Origin of the sequence: Curtobacterium sp. B8 (assembly GCF_000333315.1) — a bacterium.
In the GTDB taxonomy this organism is placed as follows: domain Bacteria; phylum Actinomycetota; class Actinomycetes; order Actinomycetales; family Microbacteriaceae; genus Curtobacterium; species Curtobacterium luteum.
Genome location: NZ_BACW01000330.1, coordinates 1 through 25,017, shown reverse-complemented (window position 1 = coordinate 25,017; position 25,017 = coordinate 1). Strand labels below are relative to the sequence as shown.

22 protein-coding genes, 1 tRNA gene and 2 pseudogenes are annotated in these 25,017 nt (G+C 72.6%); 8 read left to right on the top strand and 17 right to left on the bottom strand.

The genetic code is table 11. The features are described from left to right. Nucleotides 1-17: 17 nt before the first annotated feature. The 5 genes and pseudogenes from I59_RS08540 to galU form a co-directional block, all read right to left on the bottom strand. Nucleotides 18-845, bottom strand: coding sequence for a hypothetical protein (locus I59_RS08540; RefSeq protein WP_031273398.1), 828 nt, complete (start codon nt 843-845; stop codon nt 18-20). Nucleotides 846-1,020: 175 nt separating this feature from the next. Further along, nucleotides 1,021-1,096, bottom strand: a tRNA-Ala gene (locus I59_RS08535). Between the two features lie 77 nt (nt 1,097-1,173). Next, nucleotides 1,174-2,304 (bottom strand): hypothetical protein, encoded by a 1,131-nt coding sequence (locus I59_RS20835; protein ID WP_022903511.1) that lies wholly within the window; start codon nt 2,302-2,304, stop codon nt 1,174-1,176. 136 nt (nt 2,305-2,440) lie between these two features. After that, nucleotides 2,441-3,099: pseudogene (locus I59_RS19570) on the bottom strand (GNAT family N-acetyltransferase). Nucleotides 3,100-3,169: 70 nt separating this feature from the next. Further along, nucleotides 3,170-4,060, bottom strand: a complete 891-nt coding sequence (galU, locus tag I59_RS08520; protein WP_031273395.1) for a UTP--glucose-1-phosphate uridylyltransferase GalU — start codon at nt 4,058-4,060, stop codon at nt 3,170-3,172. A gap of 114 nt (nt 4,061-4,174) precedes the next feature. Between galU and I59_RS08515 the strand changes: the two genes are divergently transcribed. The 3 genes from I59_RS08515 (at nt 4,175) to mscL (ending at nt 5,713) form a co-directional block, all read left to right on the top strand. Beyond that, nucleotides 4,175-4,759 (top strand): 5-formyltetrahydrofolate cyclo-ligase, encoded by a 585-nt coding sequence (locus tag I59_RS08515; protein WP_022903509.1) that lies wholly within the window; start codon nt 4,175-4,177, stop codon nt 4,757-4,759. Nucleotide 4,760: 1 nt separating this feature from the next. Then, complete coding sequence (locus I59_RS08510) at nt 4,761-5,147, top strand: FmdB family zinc ribbon protein (RefSeq protein ID WP_031273394.1); 387 nt, start codon at nt 4,761-4,763, stop codon at nt 5,145-5,147. 62 nt (nt 5,148-5,209) lie between these two features. Next, nucleotides 5,210-5,713, top strand: coding sequence for a large conductance mechanosensitive channel protein MscL (gene mscL, locus I59_RS08505; protein ID WP_022903508.1), 504 nt, complete (start codon nt 5,210-5,212; stop codon nt 5,711-5,713). Nucleotides 5,714-5,869: 156 nt separating this feature from the next. On the opposite strand, the gene I59_RS08500 is transcribed toward mscL, so the two are convergent. Together I59_RS08500 and I59_RS08490 are read right to left on the bottom strand one after the other, a co-directional pair. Continuing rightward, nucleotides 5,870-6,454, bottom strand: coding sequence for a CDP-alcohol phosphatidyltransferase family protein (locus tag I59_RS08500; RefSeq protein ID WP_022903507.1), 585 nt, complete (start codon nt 6,452-6,454; stop codon nt 5,870-5,872). A gap of 308 nt (nt 6,455-6,762) precedes the next feature. After that, nucleotides 6,763-10,449 carry an ATPase AAA gene (locus I59_RS08490; protein WP_042726587.1) on the bottom strand — a complete coding sequence of 1,229 codons (3,687 nt, stop codon included), beginning with the start codon at nt 10,447-10,449 and terminating at the stop codon, nt 6,763-6,765. Nucleotides 10,450-10,780: 331 nt separating this feature from the next. Here I59_RS08490 and I59_RS08485 point away from each other — a divergent pair, with 331 nt between their 5' ends. The 3 genes from I59_RS08485 to I59_RS08475 all read left to right on the top strand — a co-directional run bounded on the left by I59_RS08485 (nt 10,781) and on the right by I59_RS08475 (nt 13,461). Beyond that, nucleotides 10,781-11,653: a CoA ester lyase gene (locus I59_RS08485; RefSeq protein WP_022903504.1), complete on the top strand. Its 873-nt coding sequence runs from the start codon at nt 10,781-10,783 to the stop codon at nt 11,651-11,653. Between the two features lie 10 nt (nt 11,654-11,663). Next, the gene (locus tag I59_RS08480; protein WP_022903503.1) at nt 11,664-12,125 is read left to right on the top strand and encodes a DUF6264 family protein; all 462 of its coding nucleotides are present in this window, start codon (nt 11,664-11,666) and stop codon (nt 12,123-12,125) included. Between the two features lie 76 nt (nt 12,126-12,201). Beyond that, nucleotides 12,202-13,461: an FAD-dependent oxidoreductase gene (locus tag I59_RS08475; protein ID WP_022903502.1), complete on the top strand. Its 1,260-nt coding sequence runs from the start codon at nt 12,202-12,204 to the stop codon at nt 13,459-13,461. 135 nt (nt 13,462-13,596) lie between these two features. Here the strand turns inward: I59_RS08475 and I59_RS08470 are convergent, their stop codons facing one another. Together I59_RS08470 and I59_RS08465 are read right to left on the bottom strand one after the other, a co-directional pair. Further along, nucleotides 13,597-13,779 (bottom strand): hypothetical protein, encoded by a 183-nt coding sequence (locus I59_RS08470; protein WP_022903501.1) that lies wholly within the window; start codon nt 13,777-13,779, stop codon nt 13,597-13,599. Continuing rightward, on the bottom strand, nt 13,776-15,905 hold the full coding sequence (locus I59_RS08465; RefSeq protein ID WP_031273392.1) for a glycosyltransferase family 39 protein: 2,130 nt from the start codon (nt 15,903-15,905) through the stop codon (nt 13,776-13,778). The genes I59_RS08470 and I59_RS08465 overlap by 4 nt, the downstream gene beginning before the upstream one ends. A 124-nt stretch (nt 15,906-16,029) precedes the next feature. On the opposite strand from I59_RS08465, the gene I59_RS08460 reads away from it, so the two are divergent. Beyond that, nucleotides 16,030-16,905: an aldo/keto reductase gene (locus I59_RS08460; protein ID WP_022903499.1), complete on the top strand. Its 876-nt coding sequence runs from the start codon at nt 16,030-16,032 to the stop codon at nt 16,903-16,905. Between the two features lie 56 nt (nt 16,906-16,961). Here the strand turns inward: I59_RS08460 and I59_RS20830 are convergent, their stop codons facing one another. Beyond that, on the bottom strand, nt 16,962-17,426 hold the full coding sequence (locus I59_RS20830) for a hypothetical protein (RefSeq protein ID WP_022903498.1): 465 nt from the start codon (nt 17,424-17,426) through the stop codon (nt 16,962-16,964). A 101-nt stretch (nt 17,427-17,527) separates the two neighbouring features. After that, nucleotides 17,528-18,421, bottom strand: coding sequence for a polysaccharide pyruvyl transferase family protein (locus I59_RS19560; RefSeq protein WP_022903497.1), 894 nt, complete (start codon nt 18,419-18,421; stop codon nt 17,528-17,530). 89 nt (nt 18,422-18,510) lie between these two features. On the opposite strand from I59_RS19560, the gene I59_RS08445 reads away from it, so the two are divergent. After that, the gene (locus tag I59_RS08445) at nt 18,511-19,476 is read left to right on the top strand and encodes an NAD(P)H-quinone oxidoreductase (RefSeq protein WP_022903496.1); all 966 of its coding nucleotides are present in this window, start codon (nt 18,511-18,513) and stop codon (nt 19,474-19,476) included. A 308-nt stretch (nt 19,477-19,784) separates the two neighbouring features. Here I59_RS08445 and I59_RS08440 read toward each other — a convergent pair whose 3' ends face one another. The 6 genes and pseudogenes from I59_RS08440 to I59_RS22785 all read right to left on the bottom strand — a co-directional run. Then, a complete protein-coding gene (locus I59_RS08440; protein ID WP_042726586.1) occupies nt 19,785-20,507 on the bottom strand; it encodes an amino acid ABC transporter ATP-binding protein in 723 nt (240 codons plus the stop codon). A gap of 104 nt (nt 20,508-20,611) precedes the next feature. Next, nucleotides 20,612-21,490: an amino acid ABC transporter permease gene (locus I59_RS08435; RefSeq protein WP_022903494.1), complete on the bottom strand. Its 879-nt coding sequence runs from the start codon at nt 21,488-21,490 to the stop codon at nt 20,612-20,614. Between the two features lie 5 nt (nt 21,491-21,495). Further along, nucleotides 21,496-22,314 carry an ABC transporter substrate-binding protein gene (locus I59_RS08430; RefSeq protein ID WP_022903493.1) on the bottom strand — a complete coding sequence of 273 codons (819 nt, stop codon included), beginning with the start codon at nt 22,312-22,314 and terminating at the stop codon, nt 21,496-21,498. A gap of 395 nt (nt 22,315-22,709) precedes the next feature. Beyond that, complete coding sequence (locus I59_RS19555; RefSeq protein ID WP_022903492.1) at nt 22,710-23,207, bottom strand: cupin domain-containing protein; 498 nt, start codon at nt 23,205-23,207, stop codon at nt 22,710-22,712. After that, the gene (locus I59_RS08420) at nt 23,204-24,676 is read right to left on the bottom strand and encodes an amidohydrolase family protein (RefSeq protein WP_022903491.1); all 1,473 of its coding nucleotides are present in this window, start codon (nt 24,674-24,676) and stop codon (nt 23,204-23,206) included. Before I59_RS08420 ends, I59_RS19555 begins: the two co-directional genes overlap by 4 nt. Then, nucleotides 24,673-25,017: pseudogene (locus I59_RS22785) on the bottom strand (hypothetical protein); the annotation flags it as partial. The gene I59_RS08420 and the pseudogene I59_RS22785, both read right to left, overlap by 4 nt.

Here is a 25,017-nt window from a genome sequence, read left to right as displayed (position 1 = left end):
TCCCGTCCGTCAGCGCGTCAGCTGCAGGAGACGTCCCGGTCGATCGTGCCCGATCCGTAGGCCACCTCGACCTGGACCATGGCGATCTTGCCGCCGGGCAGCGGGGTACCGGAGCACGCCTTCCGCGCCTTCGTGACGGTGCTCTTGCCGATCGCGATCCAGTTCGAACGGCCGTACAGCGGGCTGTTCGACTTCACTGTTCCGGCGATGGTCCGGAACTGCGAGACGGTCGAGTAGAGGCCGATGGTCCGGACGCCGCCAGCCTTGAGACCCGTGATCATGCCCTGCATCGCCGCACGGTTCTGCGCGGTGTCGGACTGGTACGACAGGCCCGTCTCGACGTCGATCCACCACCGGTACGCAGCCGGTCGTCCGGCACCCCGGATGGTCACGTCGTCGTATGCCCGGGCGTAGCCGTACATGTACGAGCAGGCGAGCGTCAGCTGCTTCTTCCCGCTCTTCGTGGCGCACTTCCCGAACGGGTTGGTCGGCGTCGTTCCCTGGTAGGTGTTCGAGGTCGGCCAGACGGAGGCCTTGAGACCGGGGTTCGCGAACAGCACGTACAGCTGCGTCTTCGGCTGCGTAGATCCCCCGACCGACTGCGACGCCCAGTCGAGCTGCTCGGCCAGGCACGGGTTCGTCTGGTTCCCGAGCGACCCGTTCACTCCGACGATCGCGAACGCCTGGTCGGTCGGCACCTGGCTGTCGCACTGCGGCCAGGAGATGTCGACGCCCAGCGGGGTCACCGCGGCGGAGGCGGTCCCGGTCGGGCCGGCGACGACGAGCCCGGCGGCGACGGCCACCGCGGCCGCGAGCGTCGCCATGAAGCGGCGTGGACGATTCATGTTCTCCCCCTGGTCTGGCCGGTGACGGCCCTCATCGCGCAGCGGTGCGCACGGGGAGTCTAGGGGCACCCGTTGCACGACGCACCACCCCTGTGGAGAACGACGGACGACCCTCGGCGGGTGGCCGCCCGGCAGCAACGACGAAGGGCCACCCGATCAGGTGGCCCTTCGTGTCTGGTGGAGCTAAGGGGATTCGAACCCCTGACCTTCTCATTGCGAACGAGACGCGCTACCAACTGCGCCATAGCCCCAAGGACTCGACAACCCTAGCACCACGGCCCTCGGGAACAGAAATCCTCCGCGCCGGTCCGGGCGTGCCGCACCGACGTCAGACCGCGCGCCGCCGACGCATGATCGCGTCGAGGTCGGCCTGCTGGTAGTCGTCCTCCGCGATGACGCCCATGCCCGCCCACTTGCTCGGCGGAGCGGGCTCGACGGGCGCGGCCGGGACGGACGCCTCGGATACCGACTCGGCGGAAGCGGAAGCGGAAGCAGAAGCGGAAGCAGGTGCGGGCGCCGGTGCACGGAGCCCCAGACGTTCGGCGAGCCGACCCTGGTCGTGCGAGGACAACGACGCGGCGGCCTCCTCGACGTCGGGGCGCATCCGTGAGACGGTCGCGAGCGACGGGTCGGTCTCCCCCGCACGGATGGCCGCTGCCTCCGCGTCGGCCTCGGCCTTCGCCTCGGCGACACGCTCGCGGAGCCGCGCCGCCAGCGTCGCGGACGACTCCGGGCTCGCCTTCGGCGCGGCCGGGCGCTCGACGTAGAGCGGCTTCGGCACGTGGTTCGGGGTCCAGCCCCGGTCGCGCGCGGCCTCCGCCGGTGCGTCGGTGGGGAGCGGCGGCGCCGGGTCGACCCACGCGGTCGTCGGCCGGGAGGCCCGGCTCGCGTCCGGCACGGCGGCTGCGGCACGCGCCTTCCGGGCCTTCGCGACCTGGTGCAGCTGGGCGAGGACGGCCGCGGACCCGCCGGCGGCGACGAGTCCGGCCACGGCGACGAGCCAGAGTGCGGGCGCAGCCACGAGGACCACGAGGGCGACGACCAGCCCGAGCGTGCCGAGCAGCGTCGCGCCGAGTCGGGATCGGCGCATCCGCATCGCGGTGAGTGCCGGGACGCTCGAGGCCCGCTCGAGCACGGGCGCCTGCTCGGCGAGTCGACGCGTGATCTCCCGCTGGCGGGCGGCCTCGTGCGCGCGGACGATCGCGGTGCGCTTGGCCTCCTCGGAGCGGGCGACCCGCTGCGCCTCGGCGAGGGACTTCGCGTTCATCTCGACACGGACCTCCTCCGGCAGCTCGGCGGTCTGCGCGAGGATCCGGAGGGTCTGCTGCAGTCGGATGGCGTTCCGCTCGGTGGCGAGGTACTGCCGTCGCGCCGCCCACGAGGGCATCAGGTAGACGAGCCAGAGCACCGCGGCCAGGAGCAGCACGATGCCGCCGCCCCAGGAGCCGATACCTGCCATGCGCCAACGGTAGGGGCCGCGGAACGCGCGGTCCGTGATTGCCGGACGCGTGTTGCGCGTGTCGTGACCGAATCCGCCGGGGCCGAGCCGTACCTCCAGGCCGACCAGACCGGGCCGTGTACCGGCGGCGACCCGATCAGAGGCGGGGTGTGGTGTGGATCGGCATCGCGGCTTCGTCGCGGGCGGCGAGCGGCACGCTGCCGACACCCGGCGGGACGCGTCCCTGGACCCAGCGCTCGAGGACGCCCTCGCGGACCTCCTCGGCGACGAGCGCGAAGCAGAAGTGGTCGCGCCAGTCACCGTTGATGTGGATGTAACGACGACGGAGCCCCTCGTACCGGAACCCGAGCTTCTCGACGACGCGGAGGCTCGGGGCGTTCTCGGGGCGGATGCAGATCTCGATGCGGTGGACGCCGACCTGCCGGAAGCAGTGGTCGACGGCGAGGGCGACCGAGATCGGGGTGACGTTGTGTCCGGCGGCGTCCTCGACGACCCAGTAGCCGATCGACGCGCTCGCGAGCGACCCGTAGGTGATGCCGGACACGTTGAGCTGGCCGACGACCGACCGTCGAGCTCCATCGCGAAGGGGAGCCCGAGCCCGGCCCGGGCGTTCGCCTGCAGGGCACGGATGCTGCCGCGGACATCGGTCGAGACGTGACCGGAGGGGTTGGTGGCCTCCCACGTCCGCAGCCAGCCGCGGTTGGAGGCGAGGGCGACGTCGAGGTCGCGGGTGTCCCGGAGCCGGAGCGGCCGGATGGTGACCCGCCCGTGGGACAGGGTCGGGATCGTCGTCATCGGTGTGGTTCCTCCGGATGCGCCGAACGGGCCCGGGGGAATCCCCCGGACCCGTTCCGCGACGGGTCGACTATTCGCCCGCGTTGAACTCCTTGAGCCAGGACTTGAGGTCCGGCCCGAGGTCATCGCGGTCCGAGGCGAGCTGCACGATCGCCTTGATGTAGTCGAGTTTGTCACCGGTGTCGTACCGACGTCCACGGAACACGACGCCGTACACGCCACCCGTCCATTCCTCGGCGCCGGCCATCTTCATGAGGGCGTCGGTGAGCTGGATCTCGCCGCCCTTGCCGGGCTCCTGCTTCTCGAGGACGTCGAAGACCTCGGGGCGGATGACGTAGCGGCCGATGATGGCGAGGTTCGAGGGGGCTTCGCCCTGCGGGGGCTTCTCGACCAGGCCGGTGATCTTCACGACGTCGTCGGTGTCGGTCGGCTCGACCGTCGCGATGCCGTACATGTGGGTCTGCGACTCGGGGACCTCGAGCAGCGCGACGATGGTGGCGTTCTTCTGACCCTGGACCTCGATCATGCGCTTGAGCAGCGGGTCGCGGGCGTCGATGATGTCGTCGCCGAGGAGGACGGCGAACGGCTCGCGGCCGACGTGCATCTTGGCGCGGAGCACCGCGTGGCCGAGGCCGAGCGGGTCGCCCTGGCGGACGTAGTGCATGTCGGCGAGGTCCGTGGACTGGTTCACCTTCTGCAGCTTCTCGTGGTCGCCCTTCTTCTTCAGGGTCTCCTCGAGCTCGGCGACGTGGTCGAAGTGGTTCTCGAGCGCGTTCTTGTTGCGGCCCGTGATCATCAGGACGTCGGTCAGCCCGGCGTCGACGGCCTCCTCCACCACGTACTGGATGGCCGGCTTGTCGACGACCGGGAGCATCTCCTTCGGCATCGCCTTGGTGGCGGGGAGGAAGCGCGTGCCCAGGCCGGCGGCGGGGATCACGGCTTTCGAAATCTGGAAGCCCATGCCTGTGAACGTACCGGACGACCCATGGAAGGCACATGTCGTCGCTGTGGAGGACACGGCATCGCGCGCGCCGCGGCGGGAAGCCGCAACGGGGCCCTCGGTAGACTCCCCGGCATGATCCCCGACCGAGGTGTCGAGAAGCGTGCGCTGCGGGCCGAGCTCCGGCAGCGACGGCGCACCAGGACCACCACCGAACGCGACGCCGACAGGGCCGCCCTCACCGGGACGCTCCAGCGCTTCGTGGAGGAACGGCAGGTCGAGTCCATCGCGCTGTACCTCTCCGCCCCCGACGAGCCGGACGTCCGGCCGTTCCTCGACTGGGCGCACGAGCGGGGCATCCGCGTCCTCCTGCCGATCACCCGCGAGGACGGCCTGCTCGACTGGGCGGTCGGCGACGGCGCCTCGGAGCGGGAGGGCCTGTTCGGGATGCCGGAGGTCGTCGGCGAGGTGCTCTCCCCGCTCGCGCTCGGTGACGTCGACGCGATCCTCGCCCCGGCTGCGGCGGTCGGGCACGACGGCGTCCGGATGGGCTGGGGTCGCGGCTACTACGACAAGACCCTCGGGTCCATGGCGAACCGTCCGCCCGTCTATGCTGTGATCTTCGACGCGGAGTACCTCGACGAGGTCCCGCGCGAGCCCCACGACGAACCCGTCGACGGCATCATCACGCCGTCGCGCATCATCACCTTCCGGAGCTAGCGTGCCCACCTACTCGTACCGCTGCACCGAGTGCGACAACGCCTTCGACATCAAGCAGTCCTTCTCGGACGACGCCCTCACCGAGTGCCCGGTGTGCGGCGGCGCGCTCCGCAAGGTGTTCTCGCCCGTCGGCGTGACGTTCAACGGCGGCGGGTTCTACCGGACGGACTCGCGGGCGAAGCCTGCGGGCAGTGGCTCCGGCGGCGGTTCGTCCGACTCCGGCTCGTCGTCGTCCGGCTCCTCCGGCTCGTCGTCGTCCGGCTCCTCCGGCTCGTCGTCGTCCGGCTCGTCCGGCTCGTCGTCGTCCGGCTCCTCCGGCTCGTCGTCGTCCGGCTCGTCGTCGAGCGCTCCGGCGAAGTCCGAGTCGAAGAAGCCGGCCGCGTCCTGACGAACGCTCGCCCTCCTCGGTAGCGTTGGGGTCCATCGACCCCGACCCGGAAGGAGGCCCACGTGAAGGGCTTCAAGGAGTTCCTGCTCCGCGGCAACGTCATCGACCTGGCCGTCGCAGTCGTCATCGGCGCCGCGTTCACCGCGATCGTCACCGTCATCGTCAACTCGATCATCAACCCGGCGATCGGCGCGGTGTTCAACGCGTCGAGCCTCGACGACGCGCTCAAGGTCGACATCCCGACCGTGGCCGGGGGCAAGCCGGCGACCCTCCTGTTCGGCGCGGTCATCGGCGCGGTGATCAACTTCGTCATCGTCGCGGCTGTCGTGTACTTCGCGCTCGTCCTCCCGGTGAACCACCTCAAGAAGGTGGCGTTCGAGCGGGTCAAGAAGAACGAGGAGCAGACGCCGCAGGACGTCCCGCCGACGGACGTCGAGGTGCTGCTCGAGATCCGCGACCTGCTCCGTTCCCAGGGCGGTGCCGCGCTGCCGGCCGGCGGCGGAGCCCACGTGGCGCCGTCCGACGCTCCCGAGGGCCCGGGGATCGCCGGCTCGACCAAGCTGTAGCGGGTGCGCCTGCGGAGCACTGCACCGCTCCGCACAACCAAAGTCCGTCCGAACCACCCTTGCACGTGGTTCGGACGGACTTTGGTTGTGCGCAGACGAACGGCACCGAGGCGCGTACCCGCCCGTCGAGCCGCCTCGCGCCCGCCGCGCGGCGGCTCAGGCTGCGGCGGCCGCGCGGCGCTTCCGGACCATCGCGACGGCGTACTGCGCCCCCGCGAGCACGTGCCCGACGGTCCCGAGGTACACGAACACGAGGGCGACGGTTCGCACCCACGGCGCGTTCTCGTCCACGGTGTGCACCGCCGAGAACAGCAGCACGGGCAGGCCGACGAAGAGCAGCGCCGAGCGGATCTTGCCCGTCCACGTGACGTCGAGGTCCGGGTTGCCGTGGAACAGCACGCTCGAGAGCACGACGAGCACCAGGTCGACCGCGACGACGACGATCACGACGAACAGCGGCAGCAGCCCGGTGAGGACGAGTGCCAGTACGATCGCGATGATCGCGAGCCGGTCGGCGACGGGGTCGATGGCCTTGCCGAGCTTCGAGCCCTGGTCGTAGCGGCGGGCGATGAAGCCGTCCGCCCAGTCGCTCACCCCGATGACGACGAGCGACACGAGGGCCCAGCCGGGGTGACGGGCGACGACGAGCCCGACGAACACCGGGATCAGCAGCAGGCGGAACAGCGTGATGAGGTTCGGCCACGTCTGCCAGTCGGGGCGCTGTCGCGCGGTGTCAGTCATCGCGTGCAAGGCTACCCGGCCTCACCAGTGCGGTGGGACGTCCCGTCGGAGCTGCTCGTCGTTCTCCCCGTCGCGGTGCCGCGCCGGTTCCGGCGGCGCGGCCGGGTCGTAGCCCGGCACCGGCTGGGTGGTGACGCGCCTGCGGCGGCGGGGCGTGCCTCCCGGCTGCTCGTCGGTCGCGTCGTCCGCGGTGGCCGCGGGACGGACGGGAGGCGCGGCAGCCGACACGTCGTCGGCTCGCGTCCACGCCCCCACCAGTTGGTCCGTCCCGGGCGTGACCGGCCCCGCGGGCCGGCTCGCCCGACGGCTCATCGGCGGGCGGGGATCGGTGGGATCGAGATCTCCTGCGTGGCACCGCGGTCGACGCCGAGCACCGCTGCAACGGTGTCGGCCACCCGGTCCGGGTCGGAGAACAGCTGGAACGCGTGCACGCGCACGTAGTGCCACCCGAGCCGCCGGAGCACCTCGGGCCGGAGCCGCAGCGACTCGCGCAGCGAGCCCTTCACGAGCGATGCGTCGGTCTCGATGGTGACGCACACCCCGCCGTGGGCCGCGACGAGCCCGAGCTTGCCGCGGTGGCCGAGCGCGACCGGGATGCCGCGCATCTCGAGCCGGCGGGCGAGGTCCACGAGCAGCGGGTCGGAGTCGTCCGGCACGTACTCGGCGCTGGTGCGGGCACGCACCTCGGCGAGGATCTCCGCGAGCGCGACGGTGCCGTGGCCCATCCGCTCGGCCTCGATGTCCGACGGCTGGAAGCACGTGACGATGACCATCGATCGGCGGGCGCGGGTCATCGCGACCGCGAGCAGGCGCTCCCCGCCGGGCTTCCCGAGCGGACCGAAGTCGCGGAGGACACGACCGTGCGGGGTCCGGCCGTAGCCGATCGAGAAGACCACCCGGTCGCGGCTCTGCGCGACCGACTGCTCGAGGGTGGCGACGATGAACGGCTCGGCGCGGTCGCCGATGACGAACTCGGTGAGGTCCTTGTGCCCCTGGGCCGCGGTGAGCACGGCCTGCTCGACGCGGACGGCGTGCTTCGCGGACGCGGTGATGACCATGAGCGACTCGGTGGGGCGGGTGCGCGCGTGCTCCATGACGAGCCGCACGACGCGGTCCACTTCGGCGTCGACGCTCTCGACGGCGCCGGAGTCGGGGTCCGGCACGGCCTTGCCGTCGCTCACGTAGTCGAGCGCGATCGATCCGTGCCCGAGGAACGAACCGGCCCAGGGCAGCGACTCGATCCTGCCGCCGTAGAAGCGGCGGTTCACGAGCTCGGCGAGGTCCTCGCCACCGGCCCGGTACGAGCGGGTGAGCGACAGCGTCGGCAGGAGGGTCGACAGCTTCGCCAGCGCCGAGTCGGCGTGGAAGGCATCGAGGGTCTGCTCGTCGACCTGGAGCGCACGGTGGTCGGGGTCCACGGCGATCCGGAACGGCGAGGGGGTCTGCGTCACCGGGTCACCGAACACGACCGTCTGGCGGGCACGGCGGACCGCACCGACCGTCTCGGCGATCGTCACCGCACCGGCGTCGACGAGGATCACCGTGTCGAACGGCATCGTGTCGGCGATCTCGGCTACCTCGTACGGGCTCGCGAGCCACACGGGCGCGATCGACCGGGACAGGTGCGGGGCCGAGTCCTGCAGCAGCCGCGAGGTGATCGCGCCGTCCTTGAGCTGCGTCTTCAGCGCGCTGGCCTCGTCCGGCCAGTCGACGAGTCCGACCTTCCAGTTCTCGGCGAGCTGCCACGCGAGGCCCTGCGAGACGCCGGCCGCGTGGGCGTCGTCGACGAGTCGGAAGTCGGCCTCCACCCGGTCGAGCATGTCGGTGTTCGCGCCGAGGAGCGCCCGGTCCGACTCGAGCATCGACTCGAGGGCGGACTGCCACCACGCGAGCTCCAGCTCGGCGGGCACCTGGGTGTCCGGCACGTGCCGGTTCGCGAGGTCGGTGATGAGCGGCTCGAGCTGCAGGTCGCGGAGTGTCTGCATGAGCTCGGTCCGCTCCTGCAGGTTGTGCAGGACGTCGGACTCAGCGGCGAGCTCGTGGACCGTCGGGACGAGCTGGTCGACCGGGAGGTTCGCGAGCTGGTCCTCGCGGGCGGTGCGCCCCAGGGGCTCGTCGAGGCGCGCGAGGTCCTCGACGACGTTCGAGAAGAGCACCTGCACGTCCGCGATGCCCGTGGGCACCTCGGGGTTCACACCGGCCGCGACGTAGCGCTGCCAGAGGACGCGCTGCTGCTGCACGCGGGTCAGGGCCTCGTGCAGGTCGGACACGTGCACGCCCGGGCGGACGTACTCGCGCGCGAGCTTCTTCAGGCGCCGGCGGTTGGTCGACGACATGGGTGCGCCCTCGCCGCGCGGGGCGGTCGCGGCGACGAGCTCGGACACCGAGCGGTCGAAGACGACGGGCAGGAAGCGGTCGAGGGTGTCCCGGATCTCGGTGAGCAGGCGGAGGTAGATGCCCAGCTCGTTGATCGTCGTGAACTGCCGCATGTGGGTGGTCGCGACGAGGTCGTGCGCGCGGCGGAGCAGCGTGGGCAGGCCGTCGGTGTCGAGGTCCTTCGCGGTCTTGTGCGCCCGCTGCGCACCGTCGCTCGAGGCGAACTTCGCGCCGTACCAGGGCGAGTCGTCGGGGCCGTAGCGGAACTCGCCCAGGTTCGCCGCGCTGACCATGGTCTCGGCGACGCGGGAGCGCCCCTCCACCATCGACGCGACCGAGGCCTTCGACAGCCTGGCGGTCGTCGACGGCGGCACCGGCAGGAGCGAGAGTCGCGAGAGCTCGACCAGGCAGTCGAGCACGGACACCCGGAACGAGGGATCCACGCGCGTGAGCGCACCGCGGTAGTCGATGAGGACCTTGCGGAGCCGGACGAGCGCGTCGTCGACCTCGCGGAGGTTCGGGCGCTGGGCCTTCTCGTTGCGCGCGATGCCCCGGACGACGTCGCGGCGCAGCGTCGCCGGCGTGACCGCGACCCCGGGCAGCTGCACCTCGCCGAAGCGGGCGGCGATCCCGCGCAGGGTCGCGCGGCGCGGGCTCACCACGAGCACGCGCTTGTTCGCGGCGACGAGGCCGCCGAGCGCGTTGACGATCGTCTGCGTGCCACCGGTGCCCGGCAGGGTCTTCACCACGATCGAGTTGCCGGCCGTGATCTGGGCGATCACGTTCTCCTGCTCGTCGTCGGCGTCGAGGAGGAGGGTGTCCGTCTCGGGGCTGCGCTCGTCGGACGGCGTCTGCTCGACCGGCCGGTAGGACTGCTCGACCTGCCACTTCGCGCTCGGGTTGCCGGCGAGGGCGTCGAGCACCGGGTGCGACAGGTCGCCGGTGTCCTCGACCATGCCGGTGGCGACCTCGGCGAACGTCGACACGACGAGCCGGGCGTGCACGGAGAAGCCCGGGATGTGCGCGGTCAGGCCGCGGAGCCGGTCGATGACGGGGTTCGGCGTGAACGAGCCGTCCTGCTGCGCGAGCGCCACGAAGGACTGCGCATCGAGGATGACGCCGTACTGCTCGTGGAGCGCGTCGGCCAGGCCCGGGTTGAGCACGGGCTCACCGAGCAGCCGGACCTCGAAGTCGCGCCCGTGACGGCGGATCGCGAGCGGTCGGAGCAGCACCGGACCGCGGAACTGCTCGTCGCCGTGCTTCCAGTCGGCCATGCCGATGCCGAGCTTCACGGCGTCGATGCCGCGCACCGTCGCGAGCTCGGTGCCCTTCGCCTCGACGTGCGCGGCGGCGATGCGGGCTGCGCGGAGGGCGACCTCGTCGCGGATCAGGCTCGACAGGAGGGTCGTCTTGCCCGTGATGAACTGTGCGAGACCGCCCGGGTGCGTCGTCGACAGCTCGATGCGTGCGCGCGGGTGGTCGGAGAAGTGCGTGAGCGGGCTGGTCCCGCCGACCCCGGTGAGCTGCTTCCGCCACGCGTCCCACGCGGGCTCCGCCGCGTTGCCGGCCTGGAGGCGCGGATCGCCGAGACTGATCGCCTGCGGGCTCGTGAGCTGCAGCTCCGGTCGGAGGGTCCGGTCCGGCGCGTCCGCGTCGGCCCCCTCGACGGGTCGACCGACACCGGTCGTCCGGCCGTCACGCCCGGGCTCCGCCCGGTCCTGCCCGGGTGCCGCGTCCGGCTCCTGCTGCTCGTCCTGCGGGCGCGCGTCGGCACCCTCGACGGGGACGTCGTCGTTCACGTCGTCCCCACCGTCGGTCACCCTGTCCGCTCGCCACACATCGGACACTGTAGGCGGAACCGGACCCACCCTCCTGCAATGAACCGGAGGTTTCCGGATTCACCGCCCGAGACACGCGGGCCGGAGGTCACGGTGTGGTACCAACGTGGACATGGCCATCGACGACCGAACCGCTCCGCACGCCCCCGCTCCGTCCCGTCGTCGGGTGGTGGCTCCGGACATCTCGAGGTCGTGGCTCCTCGTCTCCGGCAACCACGCGGACCGGTTCGACCGGGCGCAGCGGTCGCGGGCGGACCAGATCATCCTCGACATCGAGGACGCGGTCGACCCCGCGGCGAAGCCGAGTGCCCGTGCGACCGTGGCCGCCTGGCTCGCGGGCGGCGGCGAGGCCTGGGTGCGCATCAACGACGTCACGACCGACTTCTGGGCCGACGACGTCGAGGAGCTCCGAGGGCTCCCCGGGCTGCAGGGCGTCATGCTCGCGAAGACCGAGTCGCCCGCACAGGTCACCGACACGTGGCACCGGCTCGGCGGGCAGACCCCGGTGATCGCACTCGTCGAGTCGGCACTCGGCATCGAGGAGGCGACGAGCATCGCGAAGGCACAGGGGGCGTTCCGGCTCGCCTTCGGCTCCGGCGACTACCGCCGCGACACCGGCACGAGTGCGGACACCCTCGCGATGGCGTACCCGCGGTCCCGGCTCGTCGTCGCCTCGCGCGTCGGGGACCTCCCCGGCCCGATCGACGGCCCGACCGTCGGGTCGGCACACGCCATCCTCCGCGAGCAGTCGCAGATCGCGGTGTCGCTCGGCCTGACGGGCAAGCTCTGCCTCGACACCGAGCAGCTCCCCGTCATCAACGAGGTCATCTCCCCCACCCCGACGGACGTCGCGTGGGCACAGGACTTCCTCGACGACTTCGAGGCTCGCGGCCGCGTCATCCGCGACGGTTCGGACCTGCCGCGCCTCGGCCGGGCGCAGAAGATCCAGAAGCTCGCCCAGGCGTTCGGCGTCGAGGCGCGGTAGGACTGGTGCCATGACCTGGTCGAACGTGCCCGGAGGGCCGCCGGCGCCCACTCCCGGCGAGCAGCAGCGCGCCGCGACGTGGGAGCGTGGCGGGACGACCCTGTTCCCCGCGGGACGCATCGCCGACCGGGTGTCGACGGTGCTCCTGCTCGCGTTCGGCGCCCTGATGACCGTCGTCGCGGCGGTCGTCGGCGTGATCGCGGTGGTCTCGGCGACGGTGTCCTGCGACGCCGCGGCCGGCTGCACCCCGGGCGGCTACGTCGGGGGCGTGGCGATCGCGGTCGGCGGGTCCTTCGTCGTCGGCGTCCTGACGGTCGTGCTCGCGGTCCGTGCATGGCTCCGACGACGGTCCTCCTGGTGGATCGCCGCGATCGGGTTCGTCCTCGCGGTCGCCTGCCTCACCTGGGGCGGGGTCGTGTTCACGCAGGCCGCCGACGCGACGACCGGGTCCTCGTCCGTCGGGACCGCCTGACGGGCCGCAGCCGGCGCACCGGGACGGCACCGCGCCTCCCGGCCGGGTGTCCGTCGCCGGGCGTAGCGTCCGCACCATGGTGACCACACGGCGGACCACCGCGGCGGTGGTGGGCGGCGGCCCCGCGGGCGTCGTCCTCGGGCTGTTGCTCGCTCGCGCCGGCCTCGACGTCGAGGTCGTCGAACGCCACGACGACTTCAACCGTGACTTCCGGGGCGACACCGTGCACGCCTCGACCATCCGGCTCCTCGACGAACTCGGGCTCGGCGACGCGTTCCGGGCGCTGCCGCAGTCGCGCCTCGACGACTTCTCGCTGCCGATGCCCGACGGCTCCCGGCTCCTGCTCGGCGACTTCTCCCGGCTGACCCCGCCGTACGACCACGTCGCGATGGTGCCGCAGTGGGACCTCCTCGACATGCTCGTCACCGCGGCCCGGGCGGAGCCGTCGTTCGCGATCACGATGGGTGCGGCCGCGACCGGGCTGATCGTGGAGAACGGCGTGGTGGCCGGGGTGCACCTCGCTCCACGGCACGACGACGGCAGCGACCCGGGCGAGCGCACCGAACTGCGGGCCGACGTGGTGGTCGCCTGCGACGGACGGGGCTCGACGCTCCGGGTTGCTGCCGGACTCCGTCCCGTCGCGACCCCGGTGCCGTTCGACACGTGGTGGTTCCGGCTGTCGCGGCACGAGGGCGACACGGCGAGCGCGCTCGTCCCCGCCTTCACCGGGCACGACGTGCTGCTGAGCTTCCCGCGGCCGGACTACCACCAGGTCGCCTACTTCGCGACGAAGGGTTCGGACGCGCGGCTCCGGGCCGAGGGCGTGGAGGCGTTCCGTGTCCGCGTCGCACGACTCCGGCCGGACTTCGCGGACCGGGTGGGCGCCATCAGCTCGATGGACGACGTGCACGTGCTCGACGTCCGGATGGACCGGCTGCGGCGGTGGTGGCGACCGGGCCTGCTCTGCATCGGGGACGCCGCGCACGCGATGTCCCCGGCGGGCGGGGTCGGCATCAACCTCGCCGTCCAGGACGCCGTCGCGACCGCGGCCGTGCTCGCGCCGGCGCTGCGGGCAGGTCGGCGTGGTGCCGCACTCGACCACGACCTCGCTCGGGTGCAGCGCCGCCGCACGCCGCCCGCGGTGGTCGTCCAGGCAGCGCAGGCGGTGCTGCACCGGGTCGTGTTCGAGCGGGCGTTCGCCGGGCGGTTGCAGGACGGGCCGCCGTTGCTGCCGGTGCTGCTCGCGCGGTACGTGCCCCCGGTGCGCGGGCTGTACGCGCGCGGGATCGCGTTCGGGCCGTTGCCGGAGCACGCGCCGGGGTGGGCGCGGCGCTGATCGCGGTGGCTGCTCCGGCGGCGGTGCCGCTGCGGTGCGCCGGCGGCCGTGCGCCGGCGGCCGTGCCGCTATGACACGACGTCGCCGCTGTCGTGCGACAACGAGGACGTCGTCCTGCACCGACGCCTCGGCGGCTCAGTCGTAGCCGAGCACCACGATCGCCGAGGTGCTGGTCGTCGGAGCCGGTTCGGCGCGGGCCGCCGCTCGGTCGGCGCGACGTCCCGGAGCACCGCCGCGCCCGACGCCCCGCTGCTCGGCGGCCCCGGATCCTGACCCGCCCCCGAGGTTGGACCCGTGCTGGGCAGTCCGGGCGGTCACGACGCGCTCGTCAGGTCGTAGAGGGTGACGCCGTCCACCGACCGGGACGCGAAGTGGGCGGTGACCCACGCCGTGATCTGCTCGGCGCTCGTCCCCGAGCTGCTGGTGCCCCCGCCGGTGGACCCCGCGATGAACCAGTGCACCTTGCCCGCGGCGACGAGGGCCTTGAACGCGGCGAGCGTCGGTGCCGGGTCGGTGCCGTTGTACCCGCCGATGGCCATCACCGGGTCGCGGCTGGCCAACTGGTAGCTCGCCGCGCTGTTCGACCCGACCGTCGCGGCCACCCAGGTGTACTCGCCGGAGTCGGCGGTCAGCAGGGACACGACCTCGTCCGACACCGCGGTGGAACCACCGAGGAGGGAAGCGCCGCCGCCACCGGGCGCTGCGGCCTGACCGCCGGCCGTGGCTCCCGGCGCGCCGGCCTGTCCGCCGGTCGTGGTGGCACTGCCGTTCGAGGCGTTCCCCGGGCCGGCCGCGTTGCCCTGTCCACCCCCCTGGTTGCCCGGGCCGCCCGCCTGGCCGCCCGTGCCGCCCGCCTGGCCGCCCGTGCCGCCGCCACCGGGGCCGGTCCGGGTGGTCTGGGGACCGGCCGACGGCAGTGCCCCGGTGTGCGCGACCGTCGTCGTCTGCACCGAGAAGGCCGTCGGTCCGAGGAGCGCGGCCACGAGGACCACGGCGACCGTCGCCCCGGAGCGGAGCCTGCCCCGCGGCGGCAGGAGCACGAGGACCGTCCCGACGGCCGTCGCGGCGAGGACGACCCAGCGGATCCACGGCTGCCAGGACGACACGTCCGCGAGCAGCTCGAACGCCCACGCCCCGGTGCCCGCCACGACGACCGCGGCCACGATGCGCCAGGCCAACGCTCCGCTGCGGGCCCGGAGGAGCCCTGCGCCGATGCCGACCAGGCCGGCGATGTACGGAGCGAGCGCGACCGTGTAGTACGGATGGAAGATCCCGCCCATGAAGCTGAACACGAGGCCCGTGACGAGGAGCGACCCCCCGAGCACCAGGACCGTCGCCAGACGTGGATCGGTGCGTCGGCGCAGGCCCACGAGGACGAGCGAGACGACGAGCAGCACCAGCGCCGTCGGCAGGAGCCAGGTGATCTGCGAGGCGAACTCGGAGCCGAACAACCGGGTCAGCCCGGTCGACCCCCAGGAACCCGCTCCCGTCGTGGTGCCACCACCCGGGACGACGCTGCCGGTCTCGTCGCCCGTGACCCGACCGAGCCCGTTGTAGCCGAAGGTGAGCTCGAGGAAGCTGTTCGTCTGGGACCCGCCCACGTACGGTCGCGCCGATGCCGGGACGAGCTCGACGATGGCGACCCACCACCCCGCCGACACGACGACCGCGACGGCTGCCGCCACCAGGTGCCCGAGGCGTCGGGCGAACGGACGGGGCGATGCGACGAGGTACACCCCGACCAGCGGGGGCAGGACGAGGAACGCCTGGAGCTGCTTCGTCAGGAAGCCGAACCCGATGAGCACGCCGGCCCAGACCACCCACCGCATCCGGCCGGACTCGACCCCGCGGAGCGTCAGCGCGATCGCCCCGACGGTGAGCAGCACGAGCAGCGCGTCCGGGTTGTCGTAGCGGAACATCAGGGTCGCGACCGGTGTGGTCGCGAGCACCGCCCCGGCGACGAGGGCGGACCCCGCCGAGAAGCGCCGCCGCACGGTCCGGTACAGGATCGCCACCGACGCCACACCCATCAGGGCCTGCGGCACGAGGATCGCCCAGGAGTTCAGCCCGAACAGGCGCACGGAGATGCCGATCACCCAGAGGAACGCCGGGGGCTTGTCGACGGTGATCGCGTTCGCCGCGTCCGACGACCCGTAGAAGAACGCCTCCCAGCTCTGGCTCCCGGCCTGCACGGCCGCCGAGTAGAACGCGTTGGCCCACCCGTTCACCCCGAGGTTCACCATGTAGAGCACGCCGGTCAGGAGCAGGAGCCCGAGGAACGCCGGACGCTCCCACGCCGCCGTGGTACTGCGACCCCGGACGAGTCGGACGAGGCCGTCGACGACCAGCCGCCGTCGGCCGCGGGGTGTCCGTGGTCCGGTCGAGGGTCCGGTCGAGGGCCCGGTGAGCACGCTCGGGGACGCGTGCGGCGGTGGAGTGGTCATCCGACCAGCGTGCGGACGGCACATCCAGGGTCCCCCTGTCGTCGCTGTGGCTGCCCTAAGCGATCGGTCACCGCGCCGAGCACGCGCTGGACGCGCAGCCGGAGTCCCGGAGCATGCTGGGCCGATGAAGCAACGAGTCATCGGAGACCAGTCCGTCAGCGCGATCGGCCTCGGCGGCATGCCGATGTCCATCGAGGGCCGACCCGACGAGCGCCAGGCGGTCGCCACGATCCACGCCGCGCTCGAGGCCGGCGTCACCCTCATCGACACCGCCGACGCCTACCACCTCGCCGCGCACGACGAGGTCGGCCACAACGAGTCCCTCATCGCCAAGGCGGTCCGCGAGTTCCACGGCGCGACCGACGACGTCCTCATCGCGACGAAGGGCGGCCACCTGCGCCCCGAGCCCGGCGCCTGGGCGCAGAACGGCAACCCGGAGTACCTCAAGGAGGCGGCGAAGGCATCGGCGAAGCGCCTCGGCGTCGAGGCGATCGGCCTGTACCAGTTCCACCGTCCGGACCCGGCCGTCCCGTACGCGGACTCGGTCGGTGCCCTCGCGGACCTCCTCGACGAGGGCGTGATCCGGATGGCGGGCATCTCGAACGCCGACCCCGACCAGATCAGGACCGCCAACGAGGTCCTCGGCGGCCGACTGGTCTCGGTCCAGAACCAGTACTCGCCGCGCTTCCGGTCGAGCGAGCCGGAGCTCGAACTGTGCGACGAACTCGGCATCGCGTTCCTGCCCTGGAGTCCGCTCGGCGGCATCACGAACGCGGCTGACCTCGGCACCGCCTCCGAGGACTTCGCGACCGTCGCCCGGGACCACGGCGTGAGCCCGCAGGTCGTCGCACTCGCGTGGGAGTTGGCGAAGAGCGACGTGGTGATCCCGATCCCCGGGGCGTCGCGACCGCAGTCGATCCTGGACTCGGTGATCGCCGCGACGGTGAAGCTGCGACCCGAGGAGGTCGCACGGCTCGACGCCGCACAGCCGGCAGCCTGACCGGTCCCCGAACCGGGCGCGGGGCCGACGATGCTGTGCGTCATCGGCCCCGCGTCTCACTTCGCGGGGCAGTCCGCCGAGATCGCGGTGAGGGACTGCTGGACCTTCGTTTCTGCGGCCGTGACCGCGTCGGACGTCGTGCTGCCGCTGCTCTCGAGCGCGTCCGCGTAGCCCTTCGCCGCCTTCGTGAACGCCTCGAAGTCGGTCTTGACCTCGGCGTTGCCGACCTTCGGGAGTGCGGCGTCGATCCGGTCGGTGAAGCCGTCGACGACCTCGGCGCGACTCTTCGGGTCAGCCGGTGCCGACGTGGACATCTGCTCGCTGACGAACGACCGCAGTGCGTCCTCGAGTTGGTCGCACGCTTCCTGCTTCGTCTGCGACGGCGCTGCCTGCGCGGTCTTCGTGGCGGCGGTGTCCGTCGCCGCCCCACCGCCCCCGTCCCCCGACCCACCGCCGGAGCAGCCGGCGAGGAGTGTGACGGCGATCACCGCGGTCGTGATGGTCGTGATGTGCTTGCGCATGCTGCGTTTCCCCCTTCGACGTCCGCACGCCCCCGTGGGTGCGGACCGCGTTCGAGCGTACCGGCGCGGTCTGGACGCGAGTGCCGTCGGGCGCGGCGCGGTCAGGACGACCGGAGCGGTGCAGCGGCTGCGATCAGCCCGGCGACGAGGGAGTCGATGGTCCGGTCGGCGCGGACGACGTCGGCCGCACCCGCCGAGTGGGCCGCCCGCCGCCCCTCGGCGCCGAGCAGTGCGCTCCAGTGGGTCGCGCGTGCTTCGAGTCCGACCGAGTGGTGGTAGTCGTGGTACTTGAACGAGGGTGACGAGGGCAGCGCTGCGTGGAGCGAGACGAGCGTGGCCGGGGTCCGAAGGGCGTGGGCGAGGATGACACCGTGCATGCCCGCGCTCACGACGTGTTCGGCGGACCCGATCTCTCGGAGCATCTCGTCGGGAGTGAGGGTCGGAGAGAGGACACGCATCCCGGCGGCACGGAGGGCCCGGATCGCCGCGCGGTCGCTCTGATCGGCGTGCGAGGTGAAGTGCGTGATGAGGACCGTGCCACGGCGACGGTTGTCCGGCAGCCCCGGGCGCAGTGCACGGACGACCAGTCCCGGGTCGCCGAGCGGTGTGCGCTCGTCGAGAGCGAGTGCGGCACGGGCGAGCGGCCCACGCACGGCGAGGACGCGCTCCCGGAAGTCGCTCGGCACGTCGGCCGGGAGCTCCGGCGTGTGCAGCCCCGTCCCCCAGATCAGCCCCCGGCCCCGGCGGGTGAGGTACGGGACCATCGCACTCCCGACGGCGACGACGTCCTCGCGGCCGAGCGGAGCCCAGCGCACGGGTCGGCCGAGCACCTCCCGCAGGACCACGGCGGACAGCTCGTCGCCGTGGTTCGTGAGGACCGGTCCGCGTGCGAGGGCGAGCCGAGCCCACCCGGAGGCGTGGTCCCGGAGTTCGTGCGCGAGGACGCGGGGATCGCGGCGGGGGGACCACCAGAATGCTCGGACGGAACGGGACACGGGACCTCCTGGAGTCAGACAATATAAACATATCAGATGTCAGGTGTTCGGCGCCAGCAATTGATGTGCAGGGGCGTACCGTCGAGGACATGCGAGCGATCTCCCACGACGACGGCACCCTGACCCTGCGCGAACTCCCCGACCCGGAGCCCGGTGCCGGCGAGGTCCTCGTCGAGGTCGCTGCCGCCGGGGTGAACAACGCCGACCGCCAGCAGGTCGCCGGGAACTACCCGCCGCCGCCCGGCGCTTCCCCGATCCTCGGGCTGGAGGTGTCGGGCACCGTCCGCGCGCTCGGGCCCGGCGTCACCGACTGGTCGGTCGGCGACCGCGTCTGCGCTCTGCTGGCCGGGGGCGGCTACGCCTCCCTCGCGGTCGTGCCGGCGACGCAGGTGCTGCCCGTGCCGGAGTCACTCGACCTCGTCTCCGCGGCTGCGCTGCCCGAAGCCGCCTGCACGGTGTTCTCGAACGTCGGGATGCTGGCCGGACTCCGTCCTGGGCAGACCCTCCTCGTGCACGGCGGGACCGGTGGGATGGGCTCGCATGCCGTCCTGTGGGCCAAGGCCCTCGGCGCGACGGTGATCACGACGAGCGGTGGCGCACGGAAGGTCCAGGCGTCACGGGACCTCGGCGCGGACCTCGCGATCGACCATCGCACCGAGGACTTCGTCGCCGCCGTCCGCGAGTACACCGGCGGTCGCGGCGTCGACGTGGTGCTCGACGTCGTGGGTGCCGACTACCTCGGTCGGAACCTCGAAGCCCTCGCGCCGAACGGGCACGTCGCGGTGATCTCGTCGAGCAGCGGCCGGGTCGGCGAACTCGACCTCGGCGCGATGATGGCGAAGCGCGCGACGATCAGCGCGACGACCCTGCGCGCCCGACCGCTCGACGAGAAGGCCGCGATCGTCGCCGCCGTCCGCGCCGACGTCTGGCCGTTCGTCGAGGACGGTCGCGTCCGTCCGGTCGTGGACTCGGTCCTGCCGCTCGCCGAGGCCGCGGAGGCGCACCGCCGGATGGCCGACGGCGAGCTCATCGGCAAGGTGCTGCTGACGCCCTGACCGGCAGGTCGCGCTGCGCGCACTCCCGGAACCCGCCCCGGACGCCCCACTCGCCCCCGCCGCGCCGGCACGCCGGCACGCCGGCACTCTCAGCGCACAACCAAAGTCGTCCCGAACCACGGCTCCGCGCGGTTCAGGACGACTTTGGTTGTGCGGACGCGAACGGCACCGCCTCGCACGAACGGATCGCGTGCGGTGCGGACGCGAACGACACCGCCTCGCACGAAGCGAAACGCGTGCGGTGCGGAAGCGAACGGCACCGCCTCGCACGAACGGATCGCGTGCGGTGCGGACCGTGCCGTCCGGGGTCAGGCGTGCACGCGGGCGAGGAACTCGACGAGCGCCGGGTGCGTCGGACGGTCGAGGACGTCGGCCGGTGCGCCCTGCTCGACGACCTCGCCCCGGTGCAGGAACACGATCCGGTCGGCCACGTTCCGCGCGAAGGACATCTCGTGCGTCGTCATCAGGATCGTCGAGCCCTGTCGCTTCAGCTCGGTGACGAGGTCGAGCACCTCCCCGACGAGCATCGGGTCGAGGGCGCTCGTGACCTCGTCGAGCAGGAGCAGCTCGGGGTCGGAGGCGATGGCCCGGACGATCGCGACGCGCTGCTGCTGGCCACCGGAGAGCCGGTCCGGGTAGGCGCCGGCGAAGTCCGCGAGGCCGATGCGGTCGAGCAGGCGCTTCGCCGTCGCCTCGGCTTCAGCCCGTCCGATGCCGTGCACCCGCCGCGACGCGAGGGTCACGTTGTCGAGCACGCTCATGTGCGGGAAGAGGTTGAACTGCTGGAAGACGACACCGATCCGCGCACGCGTGGCGTCGACGTCGGTCCGCGGGTCGGCGATGTCGGTGCCCTGGAGCAGGACCTCGCCGTCGTCGATCCCCTCGAGGAGGTTCACCGTCTTGAGGAGCGTCGACTTCCCGGAGCCGGACGCCCCGATGACGCAGATGACCTCGTGGCGGTGCACCGTCAGGTCGATGCCGCGGAGGACCTCGTGCTCGCCGAACGACTTGCGCAGGCCGCGCAGCTCCAGGACCGGAGCCGACGTCGGCGGCTTGCGCCGTGCCTCCTGGCCGTCGTCCTGCCTGGAGGCGCGACCCGCGCCCGCCCCGCTGCCACCGTTCCGTGCGACGTCGCTCACACCGTGCCCCCGATCTGCTCGCGCTGCTGCTGCCGGCGCGCGATCGCGTCGGTGACCCGGATCAGCGGCAGGCTGATGACCACGAACAGCAGACCCGCGACGAAGTACGGCGTGAAGTTGTAGCTCTCCGCTTGCGCGATCTGCGCCGACCGGACCGCGTCGACGGCGCCGAGGATCGAGACCAGCCCGACGTCCTTCTGCATCGAGACGAAGTCGTTCATGAGCGCTGGGGTGACCTTGCGGATCGCCTGCGGCAGCACGACGAGACGCAGGGTCTTCGCGTGCGAGAGGCCGAGCGACCGGGCGGCGAGGCGCTGCGAGGGGTGCACCGCCTCCATGCCGGCGCGCAGGACCTCCGCGACGTACGACGAGTACGTCAGCACGATCGCGATCGTGCCCCAGAACTCCGCGGGGAGCCGTGGGAACACCCCGAGTCCGGGGATGCCGTAGCCCACGAGGTACAGCACGATGATGAGCGGGAGCCCGCGGAACAGGTCCGTGTACCCGGTGGCCAGTACCCGGAGCGGGAAGAACACCGGGCTCCGCAGGCCCCGGACGACGGCGAGGAGCGTGCCGAACACCGCGACGCCGATGCTCGCGAAGAACAGGATCCGGACGTTCAGCCACAGTCCGGCGAGGATCGCGGGGAACGACTCGACGGCGGTCTGCGGGTCGAAGAACGACTGCTGGACGGCGGCCCAGCCCGGGGTGTTGACCACACCGAAGTAGAGCAGCGCCACGACGACGAGCGTCGACACGATCGACACGGCGGTCGAGCGGCGTCCGCGCTGCCGGCGGTACCGGCGCCGCTCCAGCTCCACCTGACTCGGCGCACCGGCGACCACGGGGGTGCCGGCGCCTGCGGGGACGGTCACGCGCGCTACTTCAGGACCGGGGTGCCGGTCTCGGACGAGAGCCACTTCGTCTGCAGGCGCTCCAGGGTGCCGTCGTCCTCGAGCTTCCCGAGCGCGGTGTCGACCTTGCTCGTCAGTGCGGAGCCCTTCGGCAGCACGAAGCCGAACTGGTCGCCCGAGCCGTCGGCCGGGAACTGGGCCGAGACCGCGCCGTCGTCGAGCTGCGCGGAGGCCATGTAGAACGCGGTCGGCAGGTCGGTGACGATCGCGTCGATCTGGCCGGACTCGAGGGCGAGCACCGCGTCGTCGTTCGAGTTGAACACCTGCGGGGTGACGCCGAGGACGTCCTTGACGCTCTGGATGCTCGTCGACCCCGCCGCGACGCCGATCGCGTCCTGCTTCAGGGCGCTGATCGTGGTGGCGTCGGCGGCCTTCGAGGACTTCGTCGTCACGACGGCCTGGGTCGTCGTGTAGTACGCGGTCGACATGTCGACCGCCTTCTTGCGCTTGGCGTCGATCGAGAACTGCTGGATGTTGAGGTCCCAGTCCTTCGGGCCCGGTGCGATCGCGCTGTCGAACGTGCTGCGCTTCCAGACGACGTCGGACTTCGCGTAGCCCATCTCCTTCGCGACCGCGTAGGCGACGGCGGCCTCGAACCCCTTGCCGGACTGCGGCTTGTCTTCCTCCACCCACGGCGCGTACGCCGGCTGGCCGGTCGCGATCGTCAGCTTGCCGTCCGTGACGGTGCCGTCGGCGCTGCTGCTGCCGGCCGAGCAGGCGCTCAGGGCGAGCGCGGCGACGGCTGCGGTGGCGACGGCGAGGGTGAGGCGGAGGGATCGGGTCACGGGCGGGCCTTCGCTCGAGGGGTGGGGGCGATCAGATCGTACGCGGAACTGGTACACCACCGCGAGTCAGCGCGACCCGCTCCGTCACGGTGGCGGACGGGAGCCGGATGCGAGACGGGTCCGGGCCGGAAGCGATCCGGGTCCGAGCCGGATGCGGCTCGGTGCGGCGCGGTGCGAAAGCCGCAATCGATGGACACGAATCGGTCACGACGGCCTCGCCGGCGTGTTCTTCGTGCATGATCGGTCCCGCAGCACGTTGCTCCGGCGGCGGGTGGCGGACAACGGCGTCCGTCACCCGCCCCGGCAATGCTGCCGGCGGGGCCGCGAGGCGCGCGCCGATGCTGTCCGGGGCCGCGAGGCACGCCGATGCCGGCCGGCCGCCGCCGCGAGCCGCCTCAGTCGGCCAGCGAGAAGTCCTCGAACGAGAACCCGGGCGACACGAGGCAGCTCAGCAGCACCTCGCCGTCCTGCGGGAGCGTCCGCTGCCAGACGCCACCGCGGACGAACGCCTGCGCGTCGTTCACCCGGTCGCGCCCGGCATCGGGTCCGAGCGTGATCGTCGCGCCGGGCACCGGCTCGTCCCCGTCGCCCCCGAGCTGGAGCTCCACCGCGTCGGGCCCGTGCCACATCCAGATCTCGTCGTTGACCACGCGGTGCCAGGCCGAGGCCTCGCCCGGCGGGAGCAGGAAGTGGATGAGCGTGGCCGCGGGACGGTCACCGGCCGGGGTCGACACCGTCGCCGGCGAGGTCCACGTCCGGACGTACCAGCCGCCCTCGGGGTGCGGTTCCATGCCGAGGGCCACGGCGCGCTTCGGGACGTCGAGCCACTCGACGAGCTCGCCGTCCACGCTGCGTCGGGCGGCCATGCCGGGTCGGGGTGCGGTCTCGGTCATGCGGGTTCCTCCAAGTGGGCGGACGACGGGCGGGATGACGGGTGGGGCGACGGGTGGGGCGACCGGTCTGACGGATGGTCGGACGACGGGTCGGGCGAGGGACCGGACGAGCGACCGGACGATCGGGAGTCGTGCGACGTGGCCGGCTCGACGACGGCGCCGTCCAGCGCCCGGACCCGACCGCGCACGATCGTGGCGACGGCCCGTCCGGAGCCGTCCTCCACCAGTTCGGCGAGCGCGTCCGGCACCGTGCGCGCGTCGACGTCGAAGACCGCGAGGTCCGCCCGGGCACCGACGGCGAGGTGCCCGGTGCGGTCCGGCCCGACCGCGAGCCCCATCGCGTGGGCGCCGCCGAGGGTCGCCGCCGCGAGGAGCCGCTCGTGCAGGTCGTGGCCGCGGTACCCCTGCGCCCGGGCGATGCGGTGCAGCGCGGTGACGTCGGCCATCAGGTCGAGCGACGGCGACGAGGACAGCGAGTCGGTGCCGATGGCGATCGGGCTGCCCTCGCGGAGGTAGTCGGCGACGGGCGGCGGGTCGAGTCCGATGACCGCGTTCGACCTCGGGCAGAGCGCGACAGCCGTGCCCCGGGCGCGCAGCAGTGCCCGGTCGGCCGCCGTCATGTACACCCCGTGCGCGATGTGGCAGTCCGGCCCGAGCACGCCGAGCCGGTCGACGAACGAGGTCGCGCTCGCGCCGAAGCCCAGGGCCCGCATCGCGCGGAAGGACGGCACGTTCGCGAGGTGCCAGTCCGCTCCGTGCCCCACCCCGACGACGCCGTCGAGCCCGGGGACGGGTTCGAGCGCGGTCCGCTCCCCCTCGAACGCGGCCTCGCCGAGGTGCAGGTGCAGGCGGAGTCCGCGCTGCCGCACGATGTCCGGCAGTTCCAGGAGCGGCGCGACCTCGAGCGAGTACGGGGCGTGCGGGGACAACCCCGCGCCGGGCGCCGCCGGGATGCGGGCGAGCTCGCCGAGCACCTGGTCGCGCCCGTGCTCCTGCCAGGCCGCGTTCTCCCAGTCCATCACCTCCCAGTAGGCGATCCCGCCGAGTCCGTGGTCCTCGAGCGCGGTGGCGGCCTCGATGTCCGTCACCACGTCCGCGACGCTCGTGACACCGGCGGCCAGCGATGCCCGTGCCCCCGCCGCGGCTTCGGCGGCCCAGTCGTGCGGCTGGGCGTAGTCGGTGTTGAACGCTGCGGCCCAGTCCTCGAACCCCCCGTACTGACCGCGGCCGACACTGGCCATGCCGGTGTACTGCAGGTGGGTGTGTGCGTTGACGAGGCCGGGCAGGAGCGCGCCGCGCCACCGTCGCTCGGTGAACGGCACACCGTTCGCCGACAGTTGGTCGACGACCCACGTGCGGTCGCCGACGTGGAGGATCCGGCCGTCGCGGACCGCGACGGCGCCGTCCGCGATCGGCGGCGCCGTCATCGGGACGACGACCCGGGCTGCGTGGACGACGACGCCGCTCACGACGGGTCCCCGAAGCGGTGCGTCCGGACGTCGGGCTCGCGGTCCGCCGGCTGCTCGGCGACACGGCCGGGAGGCGCGGCTCGGCTCCCGAACGCGGCGAGCGCCGCGCGGGCGGTCGCGTCGTCCACCGCGGGGTCGATCGGCACGACGCCACGGTCGAGCTCGTCGCCCCGCTCGAGGAGCATCCGCACGGCGCCGAGCTGCGCCGCGAAGGAGAGGTCCATGATCTCCACCGGGTTGCCCTCGGCGGCGGTGACGTTGATGCAGCCGCCGCGGTCGAGCACGACGACGTGGTGCCCGTCCGGGAACGTGAAGCGCTCGACCGCCGCGGCCTCGGCGTC